This is a genomic window from Tahibacter aquaticus, from assembly GCF_004363655.1.
Taxonomy (GTDB): Bacteria; Pseudomonadota; Gammaproteobacteria; order Xanthomonadales; family Rhodanobacteraceae; genus Tahibacter; species Tahibacter aquaticus.
This window is the reverse complement of record NZ_SNZH01000009.1, coordinates 222,879-246,401: the sequence shown is the minus strand read 5'-3', so window position 1 is coordinate 246,401 and position 23,523 is coordinate 222,879. Positions and strand designations below refer to the sequence as shown.

The 23,523-nt window shown below is 68.1% G+C and carries 8 protein-coding genes; 4 read left to right on the top strand and 4 right to left on the bottom strand.

Annotation, left to right across the window (positions count from 1 at the left end; translation table 11 throughout):
- Positions 1–96 precede the first annotated feature (96 nt).
- The 3 genes from DFR29_RS15835 to DFR29_RS15825 form a co-directional block, all read right to left on the bottom strand.
- Positions 97–6,378: a beta-ketoacyl synthase N-terminal-like domain-containing protein gene (locus DFR29_RS15835; protein ID WP_133819586.1), complete on the bottom strand. Its 6,282-nt coding sequence runs from the start codon at positions 6,376–6,378 to the stop codon at positions 97–99.
- Positions 6,379–6,382: 4 nt separating this feature from the next.
- Positions 6,383–12,373 carry a type I polyketide synthase gene (locus DFR29_RS15830; protein WP_133819585.1) on the bottom strand — a complete coding sequence of 1,997 codons (5,991 nt, stop codon included), beginning with the start codon at positions 12,371–12,373 and terminating at the stop codon, positions 6,383–6,385.
- 138 nt (positions 12,374–12,511) lie between these two features.
- The gene (locus tag DFR29_RS15825) at positions 12,512–14,095 is read right to left on the bottom strand and encodes a PfaD family polyunsaturated fatty acid/polyketide biosynthesis protein (RefSeq protein ID WP_133819584.1); all 1,584 of its coding nucleotides are present in this window, start codon (positions 14,093–14,095) and stop codon (positions 12,512–12,514) included.
- Between the two features lie 161 nt (positions 14,096–14,256).
- Here DFR29_RS15825 and DFR29_RS29220 point away from each other — a divergent pair, with 161 nt between their 5' ends.
- The 3 genes from DFR29_RS29220 to DFR29_RS15810 all read left to right on the top strand — a co-directional run bounded on the left by DFR29_RS29220 (position 14,257) and on the right by DFR29_RS15810 (position 17,092).
- Positions 14,257–14,796, top strand: coding sequence for a TetR/AcrR family transcriptional regulator (locus DFR29_RS29220; RefSeq protein ID WP_208113614.1), 540 nt, complete (start codon positions 14,257–14,259; stop codon positions 14,794–14,796).
- A gap of 555 nt (positions 14,797–15,351) precedes the next feature.
- On the top strand, positions 15,352–15,642 hold the full coding sequence (locus tag DFR29_RS15815; protein WP_133819583.1) for a hypothetical protein: 291 nt from the start codon (positions 15,352–15,354) through the stop codon (positions 15,640–15,642).
- A complete protein-coding gene (locus tag DFR29_RS15810; RefSeq protein WP_133819582.1) occupies positions 15,602–17,092 on the top strand; it encodes a PA domain-containing protein in 1,491 nt (496 codons plus the stop codon). The genes DFR29_RS15815 and DFR29_RS15810 overlap by 41 nt, the downstream gene beginning before the upstream one ends.
- Before the next feature lie 423 nt (positions 17,093–17,515).
- Here the strand turns inward: DFR29_RS15810 and DFR29_RS15805 are convergent, their stop codons facing one another.
- Positions 17,516–22,078 carry a carboxypeptidase regulatory-like domain-containing protein gene (locus tag DFR29_RS15805; protein ID WP_133819581.1) on the bottom strand — a complete coding sequence of 1,521 codons (4,563 nt, stop codon included), beginning with the start codon at positions 22,076–22,078 and terminating at the stop codon, positions 17,516–17,518.
- 1,032 nt (positions 22,079–23,110) lie between these two features.
- On the opposite strand from DFR29_RS15805, the gene DFR29_RS15800 reads away from it, so the two are divergent.
- Entirely contained in the window at positions 23,111–23,446 is a 336-nt protein-coding gene (locus tag DFR29_RS15800) for a hypothetical protein (RefSeq protein WP_133819580.1), read from the top strand.
- Positions 23,447–23,523: the final 77 nt, after the last annotated feature.

The following is a 23,523-nucleotide window of genomic DNA, read 5'->3' as shown; positions in this document are numbered from 1 at the left end:
CCGGTTCGCCGGGCGGTGCAATGGCGCATCGGGTCGAGGCTGCGGTTTCCCGGTGATGCCTCGCGATCGGCGCAGCGACGGCCTGGCCGTGCACTCTCATCCCTGATCGCGAAGGCGCAGGCCGATGCCGCTCGCCTCGTAGATCCGTTCGCCGTCGACCCACAGGCTCGCGTCGGCGACGGCGTAGTCGGGGCCGGTTTCGGTCACTTGCAGGGTGATCGTCACGTCGCGGTGGTGCGGCAGCACTTGCCCGCGGTATTTCCACGTGTGCTCGCGGCCGAGCAGCGGCGCCACGACGCCGGACAATGTACCGCGTGTCGCGCGCAGCCATTGCTCCAGCGTCTGCAGCATCGCCTGTACGCCGAGCGAACCGGGTTGCACGGGGTCCTGGAAGAAGTGGGCCTTGAAGAACCACTCGCCGGCATCGACCCGTTTGCAGGCGCGAATCGCCTCGGGCCAGACACCATCGACGCGGTCGATCATGCGCAGCATCGATGGTTCGTCCAGCGTACGCCCGGCGTTCGGTTCGCGGCCTAGCAGCGCCTCGTGCAGCGCGCTGCGCGGCAAGCCGGCCTGCGCCGCGAGCGCGGCGATCGGGAAGAAGCCGAATACCGTCTTCAGCGTGTAGACCTCGCGCGCACCGGCCGTGCAGCGCACGTCGAACGCGACGATGATCATGCCGCCCGACGCGGACACTGACGTGAGCGTGGCTTCCGTGCTGAGCGTCTCGCCGCCGCGCAATTCGGAATGCTGGGTGCCGCGGCCGTCCAGGTTGCGGAAGCGCAGCGCTTCCTCGCTGGCCAGCGCGCAGCCGGCCCAGCTCGACAACCAGCCGCAGGGTTGCAGCGCGGCTTCCTGCAGTACCGCGAATGGCGCCACGCCGGCAGCGTCGAGATACCAGGCGTCGTGCGGCACGTCGTATTCGGCCACCACGCGCGCGCCGGCGCGCCTCTCGCCCGGTGTACCGTCGACGCCCGCGATGCGGCTCATGCACAGGTACGGCGGTGCCGGCAGGCGCGGCGCGCGCAGCGTGCCGTCGAAGCGCTCGTACATGGCCCCGAACGCGCGCGACGGGCGGCCGAGCGCCGACGCGAGCAGGCCCTCGCTGTCCGCGGCCGGAAAATCCGGCACCAGGCGCAGGGCAAGGCGCCGCGCGTGGAACGCCTTCAATCCATCGACGGTGCACAGCAGGTCGGCCCAGATCGTCGGCACCGGCCCCGCCGCTATCTCCTCGACGAACACCTCGGTCACCAGCAGCTTGGCGCTCGGGATCACCTGGCCGCGGCACTGCAGTTTGTAGGCGAGTTCGGGCACCGGCTCGAAGCGCGCCCCGTCGTGCTCCAGCGTGTAGCCGCAGGCGGCGAGATGAAACGCGAGCGCCTGCAGGCAGCCTTCCAGCATCAGCGTGCCGGGCATGCACGGATCGTTCTTGAAATGCCCGTCGAAGAACCAGCGCGATGGATCGATGTCCAGCTCGGCCCTGAGGTACCCGCGCCCCCAGGGGCCGCCACGCGGCTCGCACACGCTCACGCGGTCGAGCAGCAGCATGTCGCCGGACTGGATGCGTGGGCTGCGCGTGTGCGTGCGCGCCAGCTCGAAGCCGGTACCGAAGCACGCCGGCGTGTCGCCGTTGGCGAACGCCTCAAGGGCGGCGCGATCGAAGCGCGTCTGCGTGCTCGTCGCGCGCGGCGGATCGAGGCGCGGGTTGGCGACGATCTCCTGGCCTTCCGGTGTCCACAGGCAACCCGCCGAGCCCGCGAGTTCGGCATCGGTGAAGAATCCGGCCTGGCCGTTTCTGACCGTCAATTGCTTGCGACTGCCGTTCATGCAGTCGTAGTGGAAGAACATCAGGCGCACGTCGCCCTGTGCGGCGTGGCCGTCGAGGTGGATGTCGAAGGTGATCGTCTCGCCGGTGCGCGGCAACTCGCCGTGGTAGGTGAGCTCGCAGCCGAGCAGGCGGTAGACGCGCTCGCTCTGGTTGAGCGCGTCGACGCCGAGCCAGGAGATCAGCATCAGGTCGGCCTGCCCTGCCTCTACCATCACGCCGCCCGGCATGCGGCCCTGGTGCAGGTACCAGGGCTCGGCGCCGATGTCGGTCTGCGTGGTGATCGAGCCCTTGCCCATGCTCATCGGCTCGGCGTGGAGCGCGGTCACGCGGTCGGCGAGCAGCAACGGGGGACGCGGCATGCGGACCTGCCGCGTGAAGCCGTCCTGCGCGGCGAATGGCGCGCCGAAGATCGCTGAAATGTTGCCGTCGGCGTGGACCAGGAGGTCATCGCGCGTGAAGCGCACGGCGCGTTCGGTCACCGCTGCAAAAGCGGGGGCCGAGCGGTTTTGCCCTGGCGTCGGGACAGCAGCGTCGCGGGTTTCCCGCTTGATCGGCCAGGCAGTGTCTCGCTCTTCCGGCCCGCTGCGCGGGTGTCGCTTCGCTTCGGGGGGGACTGACGGCAACGGAATCGCAAGCGGGCTCGCGCCCTGTCGTCCCGCGCGCAACAGCACGTCGGTCGCTTTGGCCTGCACGGCAAGGAACTGCGCGTGCGCGCGGGTCTGCGCTTCGGTGAACGCCTGTTGCGCCGCGGCCAGTCGCGCAAGCTCGGCGCGGATGCCTTCGAGCGCGGGATGCGTCGCGCGCACCAGGGGTGATGCGACGCGTGCCGGCGCCGCGACGGGCAACGCGACAGCTGCAGGTTCGCGCATGGTTTGTTCAAGAATCGGGGGGGCGACGATCAGGCGTTCGAGGATCGCCGGCAGCTGCGGCGCGGGCGCCATTGTCTGCAACGGTTGCTCGCGCGGCGGCAGGTTCACCGGCGGCGGGTGTGCGTCGAAGCGGCGCGGACGCTTGGGTTCGATGCGCGGCACCGGCGCGAGCGCGGCTTCGAGTGCCTGGTGATCCACCGCCACACCGGCGGCGAGCAGCGCTGCGGTCGCGCCGAGCACGGTCTCGATGCCGTCGCCCTGGCGGTCGAGGCTCACCACGAGCGCCTCGCGCGCGCCGAGCACGTGACGGATCGCGCGGCCGAAGGTGCCGCCTGGCCCGTGTTCGATGAACACGCGCACGCCGTCGTTCCAGGCATTGTCGACCAGCGCACGGATGTCGATGGTGTCCACCGCTTGCGCAAGAATCGCCTGGGCGCAGGCCTCGCTGTCCGGCGCATAGGGCCGGCCACTCGCTGTGCTGTAGACACGCCCGTGGCGCGGCGCCGATGTCGCGCGGCGATGCACGGCCAGCCAGGCGCGCTCCACGCCGCGCAGCTCGGGCACATGCACCACGAGCGAATAGTCCAGCTGCAGGCAGCGCGCCGCGCCAAGCCGTTCGACCACGCGGGCGCACGAGACCGCGGCGCCCGCGACGAGGCAGCTCGCGTCGTCGTTGACGATGGCGATGTGCACGCGGTCCAGGCCCGCCAGCGCACGGCGCACTTCATCCAGCGACGCGGCGACGGTCCAGCATTCCCACGCCGCGGGTTCGCCCCACGCGCGCGCCAGCACATCGAAGCGGCCGGCCAGCTCGCGCTCCAGCAGCCCGGACGATTCCATGTCACTCATCAGCGCGTCGGGATCATTCCAGACTCCCGCCGCGATCAACGCATTTGTCTCGCCCGAGGAGTAGCCGAGCCATGCATCGGCTTGGAGGCCGAGCAAACCTTCGCTCAAGGCCAGATGCAGCTGCGACAGCGCCGAGGAACCGCACAGCTGCTCGAATACGCTCGGCGCCGCGTCGCCCGCCGCGAAGGACCCATCGAGTGCGGTCGCCAGGCGCTGACTGCGCGCGCGCAGAGGCTCATGCAGTTGCGGCAGGTGCAGCAGCAGGTCGCGGCCCATGCCGCGGTACGACGCGCCTGCACCGGCAAACGCGAAGGCGATCTCGCCGACTATCGGCTGTGCGCGGAAGAACACGCCGCGCCCGGCGGGCGCGCCTGTTTCCAGGTGCGCAATTGCTCGCGCACGCACCGTGGCCAGCGACGCGTCGGTCGCGACGAGCACGCAGCGTGCGGGGCCGTCCAGACCGCGCCTATCCTGCTTCAGCGCAGCTATCACTGCAGCCTTGTCGGCGCCGGCGAAACAATGCAATCGCGCGACGGCGTGTTCGGCACGGCGTGGATGCGCCGAGGCTTCGACCAGATTCGCCGCACGGCGGGGCCCGGCGCTGAGCCACGGCGCGCCGTCGAAGTCGCGCCGATGATGCAGCGCCAGCGCCGCGGCGGCGGTTTCGAGCAGTCCGAAAGCGGCCTGCGCGTAGCCAAAGCGTGCTTGCAGCAGCGACCGCAGTCGCGACGGCGGCGCGTCGGTCGCGACGGTGGTCGCACTGACGAAGGCATCATCCACCAGCGTGTCATTGTCGATCAGGGCATAGACCCGATCGCCATCGCGCTGCGCGTCTTCGAGCCGCTTCAGCACCAAGGCCACCGCCGCGTCGCCGGGCACTTCCCCTTCCCTGCTCGCCGCACGGTGCACCGCTTCGCAGCCGAAATCGACCGCGCCGACGATGGCCGCATCGAGCTCGCCGCATGCGAGCGCACGCGCCGCGATGCGCAGCGCGTGTGTGCCTGAGGCAGCACCCGCCTGCAGCGTGAACGACGGACCGCCGAGGTCGAATTGCGAGTTCAGGCGATTGGCGGGGATGTTCGGCATCGAGCCCAGCACCGCGGCGGCCTCGAGCGCCGGCACCAGCGTGGCGCGTGCGCGTGCCGCCCAGTCGTCGTCACGGCCGTTGGTGAGCCGCCAGCGCGCACCGTGGCGCGCGACTTCCGGGTCGGGCTCCAGGCCGACCAGCGCCGCACTGCGTTCGCGCGGCAGCGGCGTCGTCTCCGCGAGCGCCTCGCGGGCGGCCGCGAGCAGCGCCAGTTGCTGCGGCAGCGCCTGTTCGAGGTCGCGCGGCGGAAAGCGCAGACCCTCCATATCGAGCTCGACGTAGTCCATGCGGCCGTCGCGCGCTGCGCCAGCGTCTGAATCCGTTGCGCCATCGCGCGCTGCATGGTCGGCGAACAGCGCGCGCGCAAACGCGGCACGATCAGGCGCATCGGCGACCTTCGCGCCGATGCCGACGATCGCGACCGGGCGCGCGACGGCAGCGACGCGCTCGCCACCGATGCGGTTGTCGTCTTCCGAAACGATCAGGTGCGCGTTATTGCCGCCGAAGCCGAAGGCAGAGATTGCTGCGACGCGCGGGCCGTCGCTGGTCCACGGCTCGGCGTCGTGCAGCACGCGGAACGGCGTCTGCTGCAAGGCCGGCGTGGGATCGCCGCACTGCACGGTCGGCGGGCGCACGCGGTTGTGCATCGCTTCGAGCAGCTTGATCAGGCCCGCCGCACCCGCGACGGTGATGAGGTGGCCGAGGTTGGATTTGAGCGAGCCTATCGGCAGGTTGTGCGCCTGCGCGAACACGCCTGCGCTGCTGCGCAACTCCGTGGCATCGCCCACCGGCGTGCCGGTGGCGTGGCATTCGAGCAGCGAAACCTGCGTCGGCTCGATCCCCGAGGCCGCATAGGCCGCGCTGATCGCGCGCCGCTGCCCCTCTTCGCTCGGCGCCAGGAAACCTTTGCCGCGGCCGTCGTTCGACAGCCCGATGCCGCGGATCAGCCCATGGATCGTGTCGCCGTCGCGGCGTGCGTCGGCCAGGCGCTTCAGCGCCAGGAACGCCGCGCCTTCGGCCGGCACCAGCCCATCGGCGTCGCGATGAAACGGCCGCGAACGCCCGGACTTGCTCAGCGCACCGAGCGCACAGAAGCCGACGTGGAGGAAAAGATCGTCCGCGCGCTGTACCGCTCCGGCGAGCATCACGTCGGCGCGGCCATCGTGCAGCGCGTCGCAGGCGAGCTTGATGGCGTACAGCGACGATGCGCACGCGGCGTCGAGACAGAAACTGCCGGCCTGCAGCGCCAGCGCGCGCTGGAGCATGGCCGCGGTGCCACCGCTCATGAAGCGATTGCGCGGATCGACATCGCCCTCGCCAGTCCACACCTGCTCGCAGAAGGCGGCCATGTGCGCGGTCGGGAAACCGAGGTTGCCGAAGATTGCGCCCACGCGTCCCGCAGAACGTGTCTCGCGCAGTGCTTCGCGGGCGCAGTGCAGCGTCCAGTGCACCAGCGGGTCCAGCCCCTCCAGCTCGGCTGCCGCAACCGCGAAGCCCTGCGGATTCCAGATCGACGCGAAGCCTTCCACGTAGCCGCCGCGATCCGACCACGTGCGATCCGGCTGCGGCGCTTCGGGCGCGCACAACGCGTGCCCGGGGGCGAGACGCCAGCGATCCGCGGGCACGCGCGTGACCAGGTCGCGTCCGTTGACCACGGCGTCCCAGAGCGCGGCCGGGTTCAACGCACCGGGCAGCACGCAGGCGCGTCCGACAATGGCGACGGGCTCGAAAACGGGCTCGATCATGCGATCAGTTCGGCAGCGCGTGGTTTTGTACGCCGAGCATCTCGGCATAGCGCTTTCCGTTCTTGTCGGTCAGCACGATGTCCGTCGTCGTGTCGCTGGTACCGACCTTGCGCAGGTACGCGGTGGCGGTGACCGGGCCGGTGATCGGCTCGGCGCCGAAGTGCCGCAGTTCGGCGATCGCCGTCGGCAGGGTCTGGCCGCCGAGCATGCGCCGGCCGTGCAGCGCGGCGATCTGCAAGCCGCCATCGAGCGCCGCGACATCGAGCGACCAGGGCTCGCTGTCCCAGCCCGCGGCGTCGACGCCGCGCACTGTCGCGCCGATGCCCTCGTCGGAGATGCCGTGTACTTCGTCGATCAGCTCGAACTGCTTGCGGTGGAACAGCAGCTCGGGATAGATGCTTTCGCCGCTCCACGTATCCAGGCTGAGCCCTGGCGTCTCGCGCCGGGCTTTCGGCGGCTCCGGCAACAATTCCGCGCGTGCGCTGTAGTTCAGCACGCCGCGCGCATCCCGCACGGTCATCAGCAGCTGCGCGCCGCGCGCGCTCGGCAGCGGCGTCGCCTCGATGCGGCAGCGATCGCCGCCGTTGTCGAATCCGCCGAGCCGGATGCCCTTGAGCACCTTCAGCTCGTGCAGGCTGGCCAGCGCCAGCCCCGGACGGAAGCTGCGCGCCGCGCGCGCCAGCCATTCGGCGACGAGCACGACCGGCACCACCGGCGTCCCTTTCACCGCATGACCTTCGAGGAAAGCGTGGCTGGCGCGCGAGACGATGAGCTCGACGCCCTGCACGCGCTCCTGCGCGCCATCCATCAGCAGCGCTTCGCCGCGCGGCTCGCCGCCGAGCACGAGTTCGATATCGGCGGTACGCGAATCACGCATCTCGTCGGCGAACATCGTCGCGCCGGCGTCGAGCGGAATCATCGGCACGCCCAGCTCGGCAAAGCGCGCCTTCAGCGCCGGCGTGACCATGCCGCCTTCCCACGGGCCCCAGCCCAGCGACTTCGCGCGCAGGCCCGGGCGCTTGCGCGCCTCGGCCGCGACCACCTTGGCCAGCACTTCGTTGGCCATCGCGTAGTCGCTCTGCCCGGTGTTGCCGCAGCGGGCCGACACCGACGAGAACACGCACAGCAGCTTCAGCGGATCGGCCGCGGTCGCGGCAAGCAAGGCGCGCAGCCCGCCTACCTTGGTGCCGAACACGAGATCGAACTGCGCCAGCGTCTTGTCGGCGATGCGGCGGTCGGCGAGCACGCCCGCGGCGTGCACCACACCGGCAATCGCGCCCCAGTCTTGGCGCACGCGTTCGAGCGTCGCGGCGAGTGCGGCGGCATCGTCGATTGCGACCGATTCGTAGCGTGCCTGCGCGCCCTGGGCCTCGATCGCGGCGAGCGTCGCGCGGATCTCGCGCGCGCCGCGGATGCGATCGACTTCCCGGGACAGTTCGTTCGGCGTGAGCGAGGCACCGCGTGCGAGCACGATGCGCTTCAACGGCGCTTCGTCGACGACGCCGGCGCAATCGGCCGGTTCGTCGCGCAGCGGCGTGCGGCCGATCAGTACGAACCGCGCCTTGCACTGCCTGGCCCACTCCACCATGCACGCCGCGGTCACCCCGCGTGCGCCGCCCGAAACGACGACAACGTCGCCGGCATCGATGGCAGCGAGCGACGGACGCACCGCGCGCGCGACGCTCTTCAGCGTGTAGCGGCCGCCAGCGGCGGGCAAGGCCACCTCGATCTCGCCGCCGCCCCGCAGCAGCTCGCCGGCGATGGCCTCGGCGAGCGCTACGTCGTCGCGCGCGCCCCGCTCCACGTCGATCGACTTCAGCGTCGCGCGCGGCCATTCCAGCGCCGCGGTCTTGACCAGCGCGGGCAGGCCCGCCAGCCAGGCGCGGCGCGCATCGGCGTTGCGCACGCCGAAATGGCCGCCGGTGTCCTGCACGGTCACGAACAGCGCATCGTCGACGCTGGCCAGACGCTGCGCGGCGACGAAGGCCTCGCGGTTTACCGCCATCGCCTGCGCCTCGTCCTCGACGCGACGCAGGCCGCCCAGATAGACGCAGCGCTTGGCGCCATCGGGCAACGCATCCACGGCGCGCGCGTCGACACCGTCGCTGCGCAGCGCGGTCGCGACTGCGGTATCCAGGCCGGCCGCGCCGAATACGTAGACCGGCTCGCCGTCGAGCAGGCCCGGCGCGGCAAAGCCGGCCGCGGGCGCGGGGATCAGCTCAAGCACGAAACGGCCAAGTTCGGCGCGGCGCATCGGTTTCGCTGTTGGCGCATCAGGGACAGGCACCATCGCCGCCGGGGTGACGCCGAGGTACGCCACGATGTCGGCCAGCGTGTGCAGCGCCGACGGGACCGCACGGTCTTTCGCGATGCCGGGCACGCGCTCGGTCATCGCGGCAAGGATTTCCACGCGCTTGATCGAGTCGATGCCGAGATCGGCTTCGATGTCCATCGCGAGGTCGAGCATCTCGACCGGATAACCCGTCTTGTCGGCGACAACGCCGAGCAGCATCTTGGCGATGTCGTCGGCGGCGGCGGTTGGGGCGACGGGTGTGCTCGCCACGGGTGCGCTCGCCACGGCTACGCCCTGCAGGTAGCCGGCGATCTGCCGCAGCGTGTGCAGCCCGGCCATCGTCGTGCTGTCGGTTTGTGCGATGGCCGGGCCTTGCGTATGCAACGCCGCCAGGATTTCAACCCGCTTGATCGAGTCGACGCCGAGGTCGGCCTCGAGGTCCATGTCGAGGTTGATCATCTCGGCGGGGTAGCCGGTCTTGTCGGCGACGATGGCGAGCAGCAGCGCGGCGAGGTCGCTGCCTGGCGCTGGCATTGGCGCGGGAACGGCAGCAGGTGCCGCAAGCATGACGGGCGCCGGTGGTGCGACGGGCGCTGGCGCGGCCGTCACGACCGGCAGCGGCGCCGCGATTTGCGGCGCAACGATCTGCGGCGCCGCGATCGGCGCAGCTGCGGTCGTGACCGACGTAGTGACCGCAGTCGGAGCGGTTCCGCCGAGCAACGCGGTGAGACCGTTGAGCGCGCTCTCGGCCAGCTTGAGGTATTGCGTGTGGCTGTCGCTCAGCGCGCGCTGGTGCGCGGCATGCGCGTTCGCGGTCTGCTGCTGCACTTCCTGGAACGTGGCAAGCCAGGCCGGCGACAGCGACGATTCTTCTTTCACGGTGCGTACCTCGACAACGGGTGCGGATTCCGCACGCGGCGGAGTGGAACGTGCTGGATTTGGAGCAGGCAGCTGCGACGGATCCGCTGGCGGATAGGGTTTGCCGACGTTGCTGCCGCTGATCGCGATGCCGTGTTTGTGCGATGCGCGCGGCGCCTGGACGCGCACGTCGGCGAACAGCGCCGACACCTGGGTCACATGGCCGGCAGCGACAAGCTGGGCAATGCCTGCGAGCAGCGGTTCGAGATCGGACGTGCCCTTGCGATCGAGGGCTATCGCGCGATGCTCGCGCGTACCGAGGATCGCGCCGACCAGCCCCTTGAGCACCGTGCCCGGGCCGACTTCGACGAAGCAGCGCGCGCCCGCGGCGTACATCGCTTCGATTGTCTCGACGAAGCGCACCGGCTCGGCGATCTGTCGCGCAAGGACTGCGACGACGTCGGCGCTGTACGGCGCTGCGTGCGTATTCGCATAGACGGGCATGCGTGGCGCGGCGAATTCGATCGCCGCGAGGAATTCGCCGAATGGCGCGCACGCGGGCGCGACCTGGGCCGAATGGAATGCCGCGGAGACCGGCAAGCGCTTCGCCGCGACACCCTGTGCCTCGAGTGCGGCGATCGCCTCCAGCGGTCCCGACACGACGACTTGCTCGGGCGCGTTGTGATTGGCGATGGCGAGCGACGGACCCATCAACGTGCGAGCTTTCTCGATCGAGCACGCCAGCGCGCACATCGCGCCGCTGCCGCTCGCGGCCGCATCGCGCATGAGTTCGCCGCGGCGGCGCGCAATGCGCAGGACGTCGGCTTCGGCGATGACGCCGGCCGCGTGCAGGGCGACGATCTCGCCGAAGCTGTGGCCGGCAGCCATCGTGCCCTCGACGCCGAGTTCGCGTAACAGGTTGAGCAGCGCCATCGATGCCAGGCCCAGGGCGGGCTGGGCGTTTTCGGTGCGCGTAAGCGCATCGCCCGACGAGCCGAACACGATCTCATGGATGCGCAGTCCGGCCGCGCGATCCCACACCGCACGCGCCGCGTCGAACTGCATCGCCACGGCGGCGCCCATGCGGTGGTATTGGCTGCCCTGCCCCGGAAACAGCAGCGCGAGCGCACCGTCGGGCGCGCCGACGCCGTAGCTGGTGCCGTCCGGAAGCTGGAACGCCAGCGCGGGGGCGGCGGCGATCTTGTTGTGCGCGAGGGTTAGCCGTGCGTCGAGGTCGGTGGCGCTAGCCGCGACGACGGCGAGGCGCAATGCCGCGCTGTGGTCGAACGCATCGCGCGAGGCGCGCGCGAGCGAAGACAGCGGGATAGTGCCTGCGCAGGACTGCCGCAGTTGCGCGATCCGCTCGATCATGGCGTCGGCACTGGCCGCACTCAGCGCGATGAGCTCGTGCGACTGCGTGGCGAGCCGCTCCGCGCGCGGCGCCGGGCCGACGTATTCCTCCAGCGCGAGGTGGAAATTCGAGCCGCCGAAACCGAACGCACTGACCGCCGCACGGCGCGGGTGGGATGCGTCACGGATCCAGGGGCGCGCCGACGTGTTGAGATAGAACGGGCTTTGCGGCAGATCGAGCTTGGTATTGGGGGTGTCGGCCTTGATCGTCGGCGGCAGCACCTTGTGGTGCAGCGCCATCACCGCCTTGAACAGGCCCGCGGCACCCGCGGCCGCCTTGGTGTGGCCGATCTGGCTTTTCACCGAGCCCAGCGCGCACCACTGCGTGCGCGTGGCATCCGCGTCGGCGTAGACGCTGCGCAAGCCTTCGAACTCGGCGGCATCGCCGGCCTTGGTGCCGGTGCCGTGCGCTTCGACGAGTTCGACGGTGTCGGGGCCGAAGCCGGCTTGCGCGTAGGCGCGGCGCAACGCGACCGCCTGCCCCGCCGACACCGGCGCGTATACCGATTTGGCGCGGCCGTCCGACGAGGTGCCGACGCCGCGCAGCACCGCGTAGACGCGGTCGCCGTCGCGCTCGGCGTCGGACAGGCGCTTCAACGCGACCATGCCCAGCCCTTCGCCCAGCATCGTGCCGTCGGCCTGGTCGGAGAACGGCCGGCAGTCGCCGCTCGTCGACAACGCTGGTGTCTTGGAGAAGCACATGTACATGAAGATGTCGTTGAGCGTGTCGACACCGCCGCTGATCACGAGGTCGGAATCGCCCAGCTGCAACTCGTTGACTGCCATCTGGATCGCGGAAAAGCTCGACGCGCACGCCGCGTCAGTCACGCAGTTGGTACCGCCAAGACCGAGCCGGTTGGCGATTCGCCCCGCGACGACGTTGCCGAGCAGACCCGGGAACGACGCTTCCTGCCACGGCACGTAGTGCGCGGCAATGCGCTCGCAGGCGGCCTGCACCTCGTCTTCGGGCAGGCCCGTTTCGCGCAGCGCCTTTTGCCAGACCGGGCGCTGCAGGCGCGACACCAGCGAGAACAGCAGTTCCTGCGCGCTGGTGACGCCGAGGATCACCGAGATGCGCGAGCGATCCATGGTCTCGAACTGCTCGCGTGCGGCGTCTTCGAGCACGGCGCGCGCCGCGATCAGCGCGAGCAGCTGCGAGGTGTCGGTCGCGGGGATCGTCGACGGCGGGATGCCCCACCCCAGCGCATCGAAATCCATCGGCGCAAGAAAGCCGCCGCGGCGGGCATAGGTCTTGTCGGGTGCCGCCGGATCCGCGTCGTAGTAGTCGTCGATGCGCCAGTGCGTAGCCGGCACGTCGGTCAGCAGATCCTTGCCGGCGAGGATGTCGCGCCAGAAGCCGTTCGCGTCGTGCGAACCGGGAAAGATCGCGCTGACGCCGACGATGGCGATCGGCTGGCGCTGCAAAGAACTCATGCGAGTGTCCTGTCCGGTTAGTTGCTTGAAGGGATCGCGCCCGGCATCGGTCGTGAATCCAGGCGCGCCGACGAGTCGTACTGGCAGTACGGCGAGGAGGCGCAACGACGCGTCGCGGCCGAGCACAGGTGCGAGGATTCATGTGAACTCATCGGACAGGACACTAAGAGGCCTCGGACGGAAATCGAACGCGGATGGCGGGATCGGCAATCCGAAGGTACGCAGCTGCTGCGCGCGCGTGACAACCGCGGCGCCTTCGAGCAGGTTCAACGCGACCTGCACCGCGGTGCGCTGGGCGGGGGCTTCGAGGAAACTGCCCGCGGCCCAGGTGTTGAACGCGCCCATGGCGGGGCCGCACCAGATCTGGAAATCGCTCAGCCGCTCGTTCACGCCCTCGATGGCCCAGCGGCTGGAGAGGCCGAGGTACGAGCGGAACACCAGCGCCATGCGGTGTTTCGGATCGGATTCGGCGCGCGCGACCTGCGACGGATCGCGCGAGGACCAGAATGCGCGCGTCGAGGCCCACGCCTCGTCGAAGCCGGCACGCAGCATCTCCTTCTCGATCTTCGCCCGCTCGGCGGCGGGAACCGCGTCGAGCGACGAATACGTGCGGTAGATCTCGTAGAGCTTCTTCGCACGCACCGCAAACATCGTGCCGCGGCGCAGGACCTGCACGTCGACGCCCATCTCGAACATGTCAGCCGCCGGCGCCATGATCACATCGGCCATCGAGGCTTGCGCGAGCATCGCGCGCGCGCCGGCGCCGAGACCCGACTCCACGCAAGCCTGGTTCACCGAGCCGGTCTGCACGTACGCCGCGCCGAGTGCGAAGGCGGACGCGAGCGCACCCGGCGTGCCAAGGCCGCCCGCCGCGCCGACGCGGATCGGCCGCGCATAGCGCTGGCCGGCCACGATGCGGTCGCGCAGCGCCATGATGGTCGGCAGCAACGCGGCCAGCGGACGGTTGTCGGTGTGGCCGCCGGAATCCGCTTCGCAGGTGATGTCTTCGGCCAGCGGCACGCGTGCGGCGAGATCGGCTTCGGCGCGCGTGAGCTGCTGGCGCGCGACCAGCGCATCGAGCAGCGCGACCGGCATCGGCGCCATGAACTGCTTCGCCACTTCCTCGCGCGAAACCTTCGCCAGCACGCGATGGCGGCGCGCGATAGTGCCGGCGCCGTCGACCGTGAGGCCGCTGGCCGCGTAGCGCACGATCGCCGGCGTGAGACCCATGAACGCCGACGCTTCGACGCAGCGCACGCCGCGCCGGATGAACAGGTCCGCGACCGCGTCTTCGATCGCGGGCTCGCTCGGGCTGTGGATGAGGTTCGCGCCCCAGGGCAGTCCGCGCGGATCGAGTTCGCGGGCCAGTTCGTCGACCGCGGCTTCGACGCGCGCCAGCGACAGACCCGCGGCACCGAAAAAGCCGAGGCAACCCGCGCTCGCCATTTCGATCACGAGCCTGGTCGTGGCAATGCCGTTCGCCATCGCACCGGCGACGTAGGGAAAACGCGTGCCGTGCGTCTCGTTGAAGGTGCGGTCGCCAAGCCACTCGGGATACAGCGGCGGCAACAGGCCGAGCACCGGCCAGGCGCCGCTTTCGCCCGCGGCGACCAGCGCGCCGTCGAGCCCGACGCCGAGCCGGCCGTCGCGATCGTCGCGGATGACGACGGCGGTGCGGCGCACCTGGGCGCAGGCGCCCGCGAGCTCAGCCGGCGCGAACACCGGCGCGCCGCCGCGCCAACGCGCCGGCGCGTGGGGGTCAATCGGGGGAACACTAGCCAAAACTGGCACTCAGTGGCATTTTAGAGGATCGCCGTTATAGCCGTGCTGGAGCGGAAATGCCACTGCGAGAAGCAAAGAAGGCCGCAGTCCGTCAGGCGCTGGTGGCCGCGGCGAACCGCCGCTTCCACCGCCACGGCTTCGAGCAGACCACGATCGACGAGATCTGCGCCGACGCCGGTGTGAGCCGGCGTACCTTCTTCCGCTATTTCGAGAACAAGGAAGCGCTCGCGTTTCCGCACCGGACCGAGCGCTTCGAGCGCTTCCTCGCCCTGCTCGACGGTGCCGGTCACTCGCCCAACCCGGTCGACGGCCTGCGCGCGATCTGCCAGACCTTCGCGCACGAATACTCGGCCAACCGCGAGGCGATCCTCGCGCAGCAGCGCCTGGTCGACTCCGTGCCCGCGCTCGCCGCGCGCGAACACGAGATCGACTGCGACTGGGAGACCGCCATGGCCGCGACGTTCCGCCGCCGCTTCGGCCGCGGCGCCGCTGCCGAGCGCCGTGCGCGCCTGATGGCCGGCGCCGCGATCGGCGTCATCCGCGCGACGATGCGCTACTGGTACGAAAAAGACGGCAAGCCCGATCTCGCGCGGCTCGGCCAGGAAGCGCTCGACGGGCTGGAGCACGGGTTCCTGTCCTGAGCGTTGCGTGTCCTCGATGCGTTGCTGGTTGTCGCCGGGCCTGACCGTTCTTGCCGATGCCTCGTTGCGCGGTAACGCTGTCAGTTTCCTGCCCGCCCAGACTATCGCCATGTCACCAGCTATCGATTCCTAGCGACCTGGCGCAATTGGCCGCGTTTGCGCGCACCGACATCCGGCCAGGTGCACCGGGCCTTGCAGGCCCCGGGTGATTGCGGCCACGAACCCTCTGCATCACGCACTGCGACACCCTGCGGTGGCTGCCAGACCGCTCACGCACTGGTGCGCGATCGGCCACCGAGCCGATGCGGTTGCGATGGAGCCCAAAATTTTCTTGGGCATAGGGGGCGCAATTCCGGTCGTTCTGTCGTTCAAGCCGATACAGACGCCGCGAATGGGAGTGCGTGATGAGTCCTCGAGCGCGAAGCGCCGCCGGGGAAGCCTTGAAACCCGTGCGAGGCATCACCGCTGACTGCGGTGGGAAGCACGCGGCCGTCTCAAGAAACGTGGACGAAGGTCTACGCCGGTTTTCCTACCTCACCCATCGTCGAGCCAACTATGTCCAGCCTCCTTCGAATCGTTGTCTGCTGCCTTTCGCTGAGTGCCGCCTGCGGCGTGCTGGCCGCGGATTCCGCGCCAGCCGCCGCGCCGGCGAATTCCCGCCCGCAGGCGCCCCTCCCTGCCGCAGCGGAGCGCGCGCCGCCGCTGCTGCAGCGGCCCAACGCCAGCAAGCTGAAACACGTGGATACGCGCTACGCCATGCCCACGGTTGCGCACCGCCGCGCCGACGGCAGCCTGGAAATTCGCAATGCAGGACCGCTGCAGACGGAGATGCAAAATGATCGCTAATGGCTTGCGTCGTTGGGCGGTGCTGATGCTGCTGTGTGCCGCGCTGCAGGCACACGCTGGCGCGAACTTCGTCATCGTTGCCGGCCAGGGTTTCGACGACGACACGCCAGCGGACCCCGTGGCGGGCAATCCCGGTACCACATTGGGTGCGCAGCGCCAGTACGTGTTTCAGAAAGCCACCGATCAATGGGGCGCTGTACTGAACTCCATCGTCCCCATTCGCGTCGAGGCAAGCATGGAACCCGACCAGTGCAGCGGCAACAGCGCCGTGCTGGGTTCGGGCTTTCCCCTCAGTCTCTACGCTGACTTCGCCCCCGAGGCCCTTGCCGACACCTGGTACGTCATCGCCCAGGCCAATGCCATGGCGTTCGGCGACCTGGATCCGACCCACAACGACATCACCATCAGCATGAACTCGGATATCGACAACGGCTGCCTGACGGGTACTACCGGCTGGTGGTACGGCGTGGATGCTGCCGTGCCTGTACCGGGCGACAAGATTCCGCTGTTACCGCTAGTGGTGAAACGGCTGGCGCATGGCCTGGGCTTCATTTCGCTGACCGATCCGAGCAGCGGCGAGTTTTGCTGCGATGACAATCAACGCCCGGATGTCTGGTCCTGGTACATGCGCGATGCCGCGACGGGCAAGCGCTGGGTCGAGATGGACGGCTCGGAGCGCTTCGACTCGGCGTCGAACGACCCGAATCTCACCTGGGTGGGGAAGAACGCCAATCGCATGCAAGGCGCCTATCTGGGCGCCGCGCTCTTGCTCACGGTGAATTCGCCGGCGGCTATCGCCGGCAGCAATCCGGTCGCCATGCCGGACTTCGGGCCAGGGCTGCCCAAGAGCGGCATAACAGGCAGCCTCGTGTTGGTGACGGACGGCGACACCAGTGGTGGCGGCACCATCAATGACGCTTGCCAGCCTTTGACCAACGCGGCGCAGGTGACCGGCAAGATCGCGCTCGTCGAACGCGGCGCTTGCCAATTTGTAATCAAAGTAAAGAATGCACAGAACGCGGGCGCACGAGCCGTGATCGTGCAGAACAATGTCGATCCCGACCTGCCCCCGCTGGGCGGCACCGATCCCACCATCACCATTGCGACCGTTGGCATCACCCAGGCGCTGGGCACGTCGCTTCGCGCCAATCTCGCCGGCGGCGTGAACCTCACGGTAGGCGATCCCACCAAGCTGGCGGGTACGCAGGGCGGTTTTCTGCGCCTGAACGCGCCGAATCCCGCAAACTTCAAATTGGTGAACTCGATGTTCACGGCCGACATGTTTCCCAATCTGCTGATGCAGGAAAACCGCTATATCAGCCGCAGAATGCTCACCGGTTTCGATATCACCCTGGACCTGCTCAAGGACATCGGCTGGAGTACCAACCCCGATCAGATCGTGCATGCCGACGGTTTCGACGCGAACCCTTGTCCTTTTGTAGTGCCCTAGCGTGGCTTGACGCCAGCCGCCACGGGCCGCAGGCCCGTGGCTTTGCCGGGGCGTAACAATGCCGTGAAATGCGTCGTTTCGACAACAAGCTGAGCTCTCTTTAAGTCAGGGAGCAGACTGCATCTTCTGTAAAAACAACCAGTCGCAGCATCCGAGCAACGATTCTTACTGATGCCTGGCGACAATTGCTGTTTTTTCCATACATCCGGATGCCGAGCCGGTACGATGCCGCGATGCGCGGGAACCAGGCAGGCCCCCACCGCTGAACCCGCACGGGACTGATGTACGAGGCGCCGGCGGCGGAAGCCGCTTGCTCGCCTGCGCTACAGACTGTTGATTCGTAAATCAGTGGGCGGCTTGAAAAAGAACGACGCCAGCGGGCCCGGCACATGCCGGACCCGCTGGCGCTACCCGCAATGACAATCAGTGGGCCAGCAAGACCAGCCAGGGCACGTCATTTTCTGCCGTTATCCAGAGTTCGGTCAGTGGCCGGGAAGCGCTGGCGTCCAGAACGAAGGCCGCATCGCCATTGATGGTCAGATAGGCGGCGTTTCCATCGGCAGCCAACTGCCAGGCGAACGACAGCAGACGCTGATCGAGATTGATCGTTCGCCATGCCGATCGTTCGCCTGCGCCGAGGCTGTCGGTGGTGGAGATGCGCAGGGCTATCTGGTTGCCCAGGCGCGCGAATTCCACCGTGAACAGCGCGCTGCCATCGGCAGCTCGCCCGCTGGCAATCACGCTCGGTGCGATGCTCAGTGCATGCAGCAGCCTCGCGTCGATGCGCAGCGTTGCCGCGACGAAATCGCTGCCCTCGCCGATGGCTTTCGGCTGCAGGGACGACGGACCATCGAAGCCGTCCCGGAAGATCGGCACGATGGTGGTATCGCTGGCCGAATTGTTGGCCGGTGCCGGGTCCGTGCCAACCAGCGGCGCGACCGATGCGGTGTTGACGATCTGGTCGTTGGCACCGCTCGCCACGAGCGTGGCCGAGTAGAGGTACGAGGCCTGGCCGCCCACCGGCAGGGTGACCGTGTCGCTGAGCGTATTGCCGGAGCCGCTGGCGCAGACTGCTCCGCCCGTGCCGACGCAGGTCCAGCTACCGCTATCCAGTTGCGGCGGCAGCGCATCGGTCACTGTGGCTGTCGCGTTGCTTGGTCCGGCGTTGGTGACGGTGATGACGTAGTTCAGCGTGGAGCCCAACTGCGCGAACTGCCGGTTGTCGGTGAGCGTCAGCGCGAGGTTGGCCACCGCCACGAGGCTGTCCGTGTCGGTCGCCGAATTGTTGCCCGGTGTCGGATCGGTCGCGCCGGCCGGCGCGCTTATCGTCGCGGTGTTGCTGAGCAAGCCCGAAGCAGAACCGGACACTGTACAAATTGCCGTATAAACCACAGTTGCACCAACCGGCAGATTGACGCTGTCGTTGATAGTGCCGGAACCGCTCGCCGTGCAACTGCCACCGCCCGCCCCCACGCAGGTCCAGGTGCAGGTCAGCGCAGCCGGGAAGGTGTCGGCTACCGTCGAGCCCGGAGCAGGACTCGGTCCGTTGTTGGATGCCTGGATCGTATACGTCGTGGTGCCGCCCGGGTTCACCTGGGTCACGCCATTGGTCAGGCTGATCGCGAGATCCGGCGGCGGCATAGCGGTGACCGCGATCGCAGCGGACGGCGTGCTCGAACAGCCGGAACTGCTGACCGTGACGCTGTAGTTGCCGCTCGCTGTGGCAACGTACTGCGTGTTGGTTGCGCCGCCGATCGGATTGCCGTCGAGATACCACTGGTTGCCGCTGGCGCTGGACGAAGTGAGCGTGACGCTGCCACCGGCATAGAACGTGGTCGGGCCGCCGGGCGTGATCGTCGGCGTGGGCGGTAACGCATTGACGGTCACCGTCGTGATCGCCGACGACGCGCTAGCACACAGGAAGGCATTGGTCGTCGTGGTCGTGTAGTCGCCCGACGCGGTGGCGATGTAGGTCTGCGACGTGGCGCCGCCGATCGGACTGCCGTTGAGGTTCCATTGGTTTCCGCTGGCGCTGGACGACGTCAGCGAAACGCTGCCACCGGCGCAGAACGTCGTCGGCCCGCCCGGCGTGACCGTCGGTGTCGGCGGCGGGATGCAGGGGTTGGTATGGCACATCGTGACGTCGTTGAGCGTCGGCGATACGGTGCTGTCGGTGGTCGCCAGGAATGCGCGATAGCGCAGGTAGCGGTTGTTGTCGAACTGACTCAGCGACGCACCGCTCGTGGTGAAGAACGTGGCGGCGGTGCCGTCCGGCCCGACGAATACAAACGGCCCCGAGAAGGAATTGCTCGCGGCAACCTGGAATCGCAGGCTGGTATTCGTCGGGACCGTCGCGTTCCAGGACAGTGTCGACCAGTTCGGCACGTGTCCCGGAGCGGGATTGGCGTCCTTGATCGACGAGATCAGGTCGCCCGACGCGCGATAGCCGGTATCGATGTAGACCTTGAATCCCGTATCGGTATTGATTCCCCCGGTCAGCGGTATCGACCAGACCGTTCCGCTCGTCGCGCCGGCGATGCGCGTGCCGCCGGCATAGACATCGGCGCCCGCGGTTGCCGTGCCGCTGCGCGTCAAGGCATAGGTGCCCGGCGACGGGTTGGCCGTCGGACGGACAATGAACGCGTACTGCGTCCCGGCGTTGAGTACGATGGGTGTCGCCAGATTCGCGGTGTAGTACGCACTGGCGCCGCCGTTGAATCCGGCGATCGTTCCGGAGGCGAGATCCGCGCCCGTCGGCAGGCCGCCACTGGTGGCGCGGATGCTCAGGGTGAGATTCGGCACGGTGCCGGTACAGCCGCTGCAGAACAGATTGACATCGACCCGTTTGATCAGGCCGGTGACCGACGGCGTGAACGTCTGCCCACCCCAGGTCGTCACGGTAATGCCGACGCCGCTCGTGCCCAATGACGCGTTCTGCTGGTCGACATTGGCCCCGCCGGCGAGAAGGAGATCGCCAGGGTTCGTGGCTGCATCGACGTTCGTGAGCACGCCCGCCTGGAAGTCGGACTGCGCCGTGTCGGTCAGGCAGGCGGTTTCGGCCGCCGCGCTCAGTGCGAAATCTTGCGTTGTGGTGTTTCCGTCGTTTACCACAATGTTGCTCGCCGCGCCCGTAACGCAACCGGGGAAGCTCGCGCTGATGCCCGGATAGGTTCCGGCCGGAATGGCTGCAAACGAATACCCACCGGCTGCATCGGTCGTCGTGGTGCGGCTGCCTAGCGAAACGGTCGCGCCATTCAGCGGAGCGCCGCCGATGGCGGCCGTCACGGTGCCGGATACGGTACCGCCCGCCCCAACCGGCGTGCACGACGGATAGGAAAACGATCCGATCCGCGTCTGATAGTTGAGTCCGTCGGCAGCGTAGTACTCGCCCGTCATCCAGAACGTACAGCCGTCCGGATCCAGCGCCATCGCGCTGTACTCGCCCCATCGCGTGCAGGTGCCGCCGGCGCAGGTGCCGGTCTGCGTGCCGGTGCCCTGAATCAGCAGCTGCTCGGTCTGGCTGAACGTATTGATCGGGTCTGCGGCGAGTCGGCCGGCGTAATTGAGCGCCGGCTTGGTCGTGCTGCTCGACGTGCTGTAACCGAGCGCCATGTCGCCCGCACGATTGATGGCAAGGCTCGGAATGAAGCGATGCATCACGTTGGCGCCGTCCGGATCCCAGGTCGCCGACTGCGGCAGGTTTGCCGCGACCGTGCCGCCGGTGACATTCACCTGATACCAGCGCGGCGCGGCGAAACCGGTCGTGTTGGCGCGCCGCACAGTGTGCGTCGCCCATACCGATTCGGCACCGCCCAGGTTGGTGTATTGCGCCTGCGCCATCGCGCGGATCTGTACCACATCGAGCGTGTTGCCGCCCAGCGACGGTGCATTGGCGACGCTGGCATTCGGCCAGCTCGTCGCCGCCAGCGGCACGTCGGGGCCGGTAAAGCTCGACAGGCCAATCCGGTCCCAGTCCACGTGGAATTTATAGACGGTCAAACCGTTGAGAAATTGCCATGTGGACACGTAGTAATTAGGCGTGCCGGCCGTTGGCGTGCCGGTCTGCAGCCGGGCGTTGCTCGGCAGCAGCGAGAAATCCGCCGACGGCGCGTCGAACGAGACGATCTGCACGGACGGCTGCCCGGCATACATCTGCGCCTTGTTCAGCGCGTAGACGCGCGGCGCGATGAACGCGTTCGGCGACTGAAGGTTGAGCAGGTTGGCCGACATGTAGATGCCGTCGGGCCAGATGCCGAGCTTTGGCGAGTCGTTGATGCCGCCCGCGATCGGGATCGAGTAGTAGTTCCAGCCGCCCGAGACCGGATCGCCGGTTTTCGACACCGCAAAACACTGGAAAGCCCCCGGCGGACTGATGACATTGCCCGAGCCGTCGAGCGTGAACGCGATGTCGGTAATGACCCAGCGGTCCTCGAACGTGTCGTAAAGCACGACCGCATCGCCCCGGTTGTTCGTGTCGCACAGATTGCCGAAGCTGCCCTGGCTCATGAACGTATCGAGGGTGAACGCCGCGACGCGAAAGCCATCCGACTTGCGGAAGATGCCGATCGACGCGTTGATGGCCTGGATATAGTGGACCGGGCCGACATCGCCGTTGGCGTCCGGCGGATAGGTCGCGCCGAAGTTCGCGAAATCCAGGCCGTCGAAGTTGGCGATCGGCGCGGGCGCTGCCGCGCCGACAACCGGTACGGCATTCGCGGGATCCGAGCTTACGGCGCCAGTCAGCTGGCGCGGCGCGAATTCGGGATCGTCAGGCTTTGCGGCATCGCGCCTGACCGGGGAGCCCTTGGCCAGGTTGCGCAGATCGATATTCGAGGTGCCGGACAGACGCATTCGCGTCTCGGTCGGCTTGCCTGCCGATGCCGAAGCCGGCCGGGTCGCATCGTGTTCCGAAAGGCCCTGCTCCGTCGCACCGACGGCAAAAGCGGACGACAGCGTAAGGAAGAGTGCTGCAAGCGTGCGGTTCATTGGATTTCTTTCCCCCTGAGAAAGAATGGACAGTCATGCATCAAAGGTGCCACTGAGGCGCAGAAAAGAGGAATTGGCCTGTGTTCGCGGACTTCGCCCGGCGAATTTCGTCTCCACCGCCTACGAGCCATCGCCGGGCGTCTGGCGCCCGACCCGCTGTGTTGCCTCTCGATTGCGGCATTCCGGCTAGCGCAATGCCGCGTCCTGGCACATCACTTCCGGCCTGACGACGCAGTCGGCGCATCGGCCTGACCCGAACGGCCCCGGGTTTGATGGCTGGCTGGCGTGAGCGCGGGGCGGGCCGCCCGGTGGCTCGGCGGGCCTGAAACGGTGCCGTCACCCCCCTGTGACAGCTTTGGCCCCCGGTTTCCGCTTTGTATCCCCTGCAGGCGTCATGCGTGGCTCCGGGACCTGATCGGGGCCACGCGCGTAGCCGGGGCAAGTCCGCCCACGGGAGGATTTCGCTCAATCCTGAGTTCAGGCAGCAACCTCACCCGGGCTTCTGGCTGACCGCGGGATTCCGTGGCGGCAAGGTTGCGCTTTCGGGAAGCTTCGCGGCACCCGGGGAGCAGCCCTGCAATGCGATGCGTCGGAATTACTTTTTATACTATGTATAGCATTGCCCCAGGGGTTCGCTGTTCGTTCCGAATCCCGGGCGGCATGACCAGACAACGCCCAGGCAGGCGTGGCGTGTCTTCTTGTCTGTTGAATGCCTGCGATCGCGTTTCCGGTACAAAAAACGCCTATTTTGCGGCCATTTGAAAGTCTTTTCGGCAACGGCCGCGCCACGAATCGACGGGCGAATCGCCATGCCGTCGCGGTTAGTGCGGCCTGTTGCCGGCGCGTTGCGGGATGGCGTCTCCGGCGTGATCTCCAAGCCGTCCTCGCGCCGGATACTTGTCTAAAATTGCTTGTTGCATTTTATCTTTATCCCGCTATTATCCACCACGAAAGTGTAGTGACTTCTACAGTTATCGTTGCGATTGCATGACTCCGCGAAAGACTCGTCGAACTCTTCGGAAAGGACAGCAGATGCAAACCACACAGACTACAGACGGCAATACCGCGCTCGCCAAGACCGCGCTGGTGGCAGCCGAGGTTCTGGTTCCCGGAGCTTCGAATATCGTTGCCGGCAACCTCGGCGTCGGCGTGGCCACGCTCGTCGGCACCTTTGCGGCAGTGGCGGTGCTTGCACCGACGATGCCGATCCTCGGCGCGCTCGCTGCAATCGGCCTGCGCGTCAATTCGTACAAGCTGGCGACCACCGGTTCGAGCCTGATGACCGATGCCAGCGCCGCGTTCAATGCGGCCAACGAAAGGATCAACAAGACGCCAGCGGCACCGCCGACCGCGTCGGGCAAGGCCTGAGGCTAAGCCTTTTCTCCAGCCGGTGCGCGCCGCGCGCCGGCTGGCCATTCAGAGACTAGGTTCCAGGTGCTGGGCCT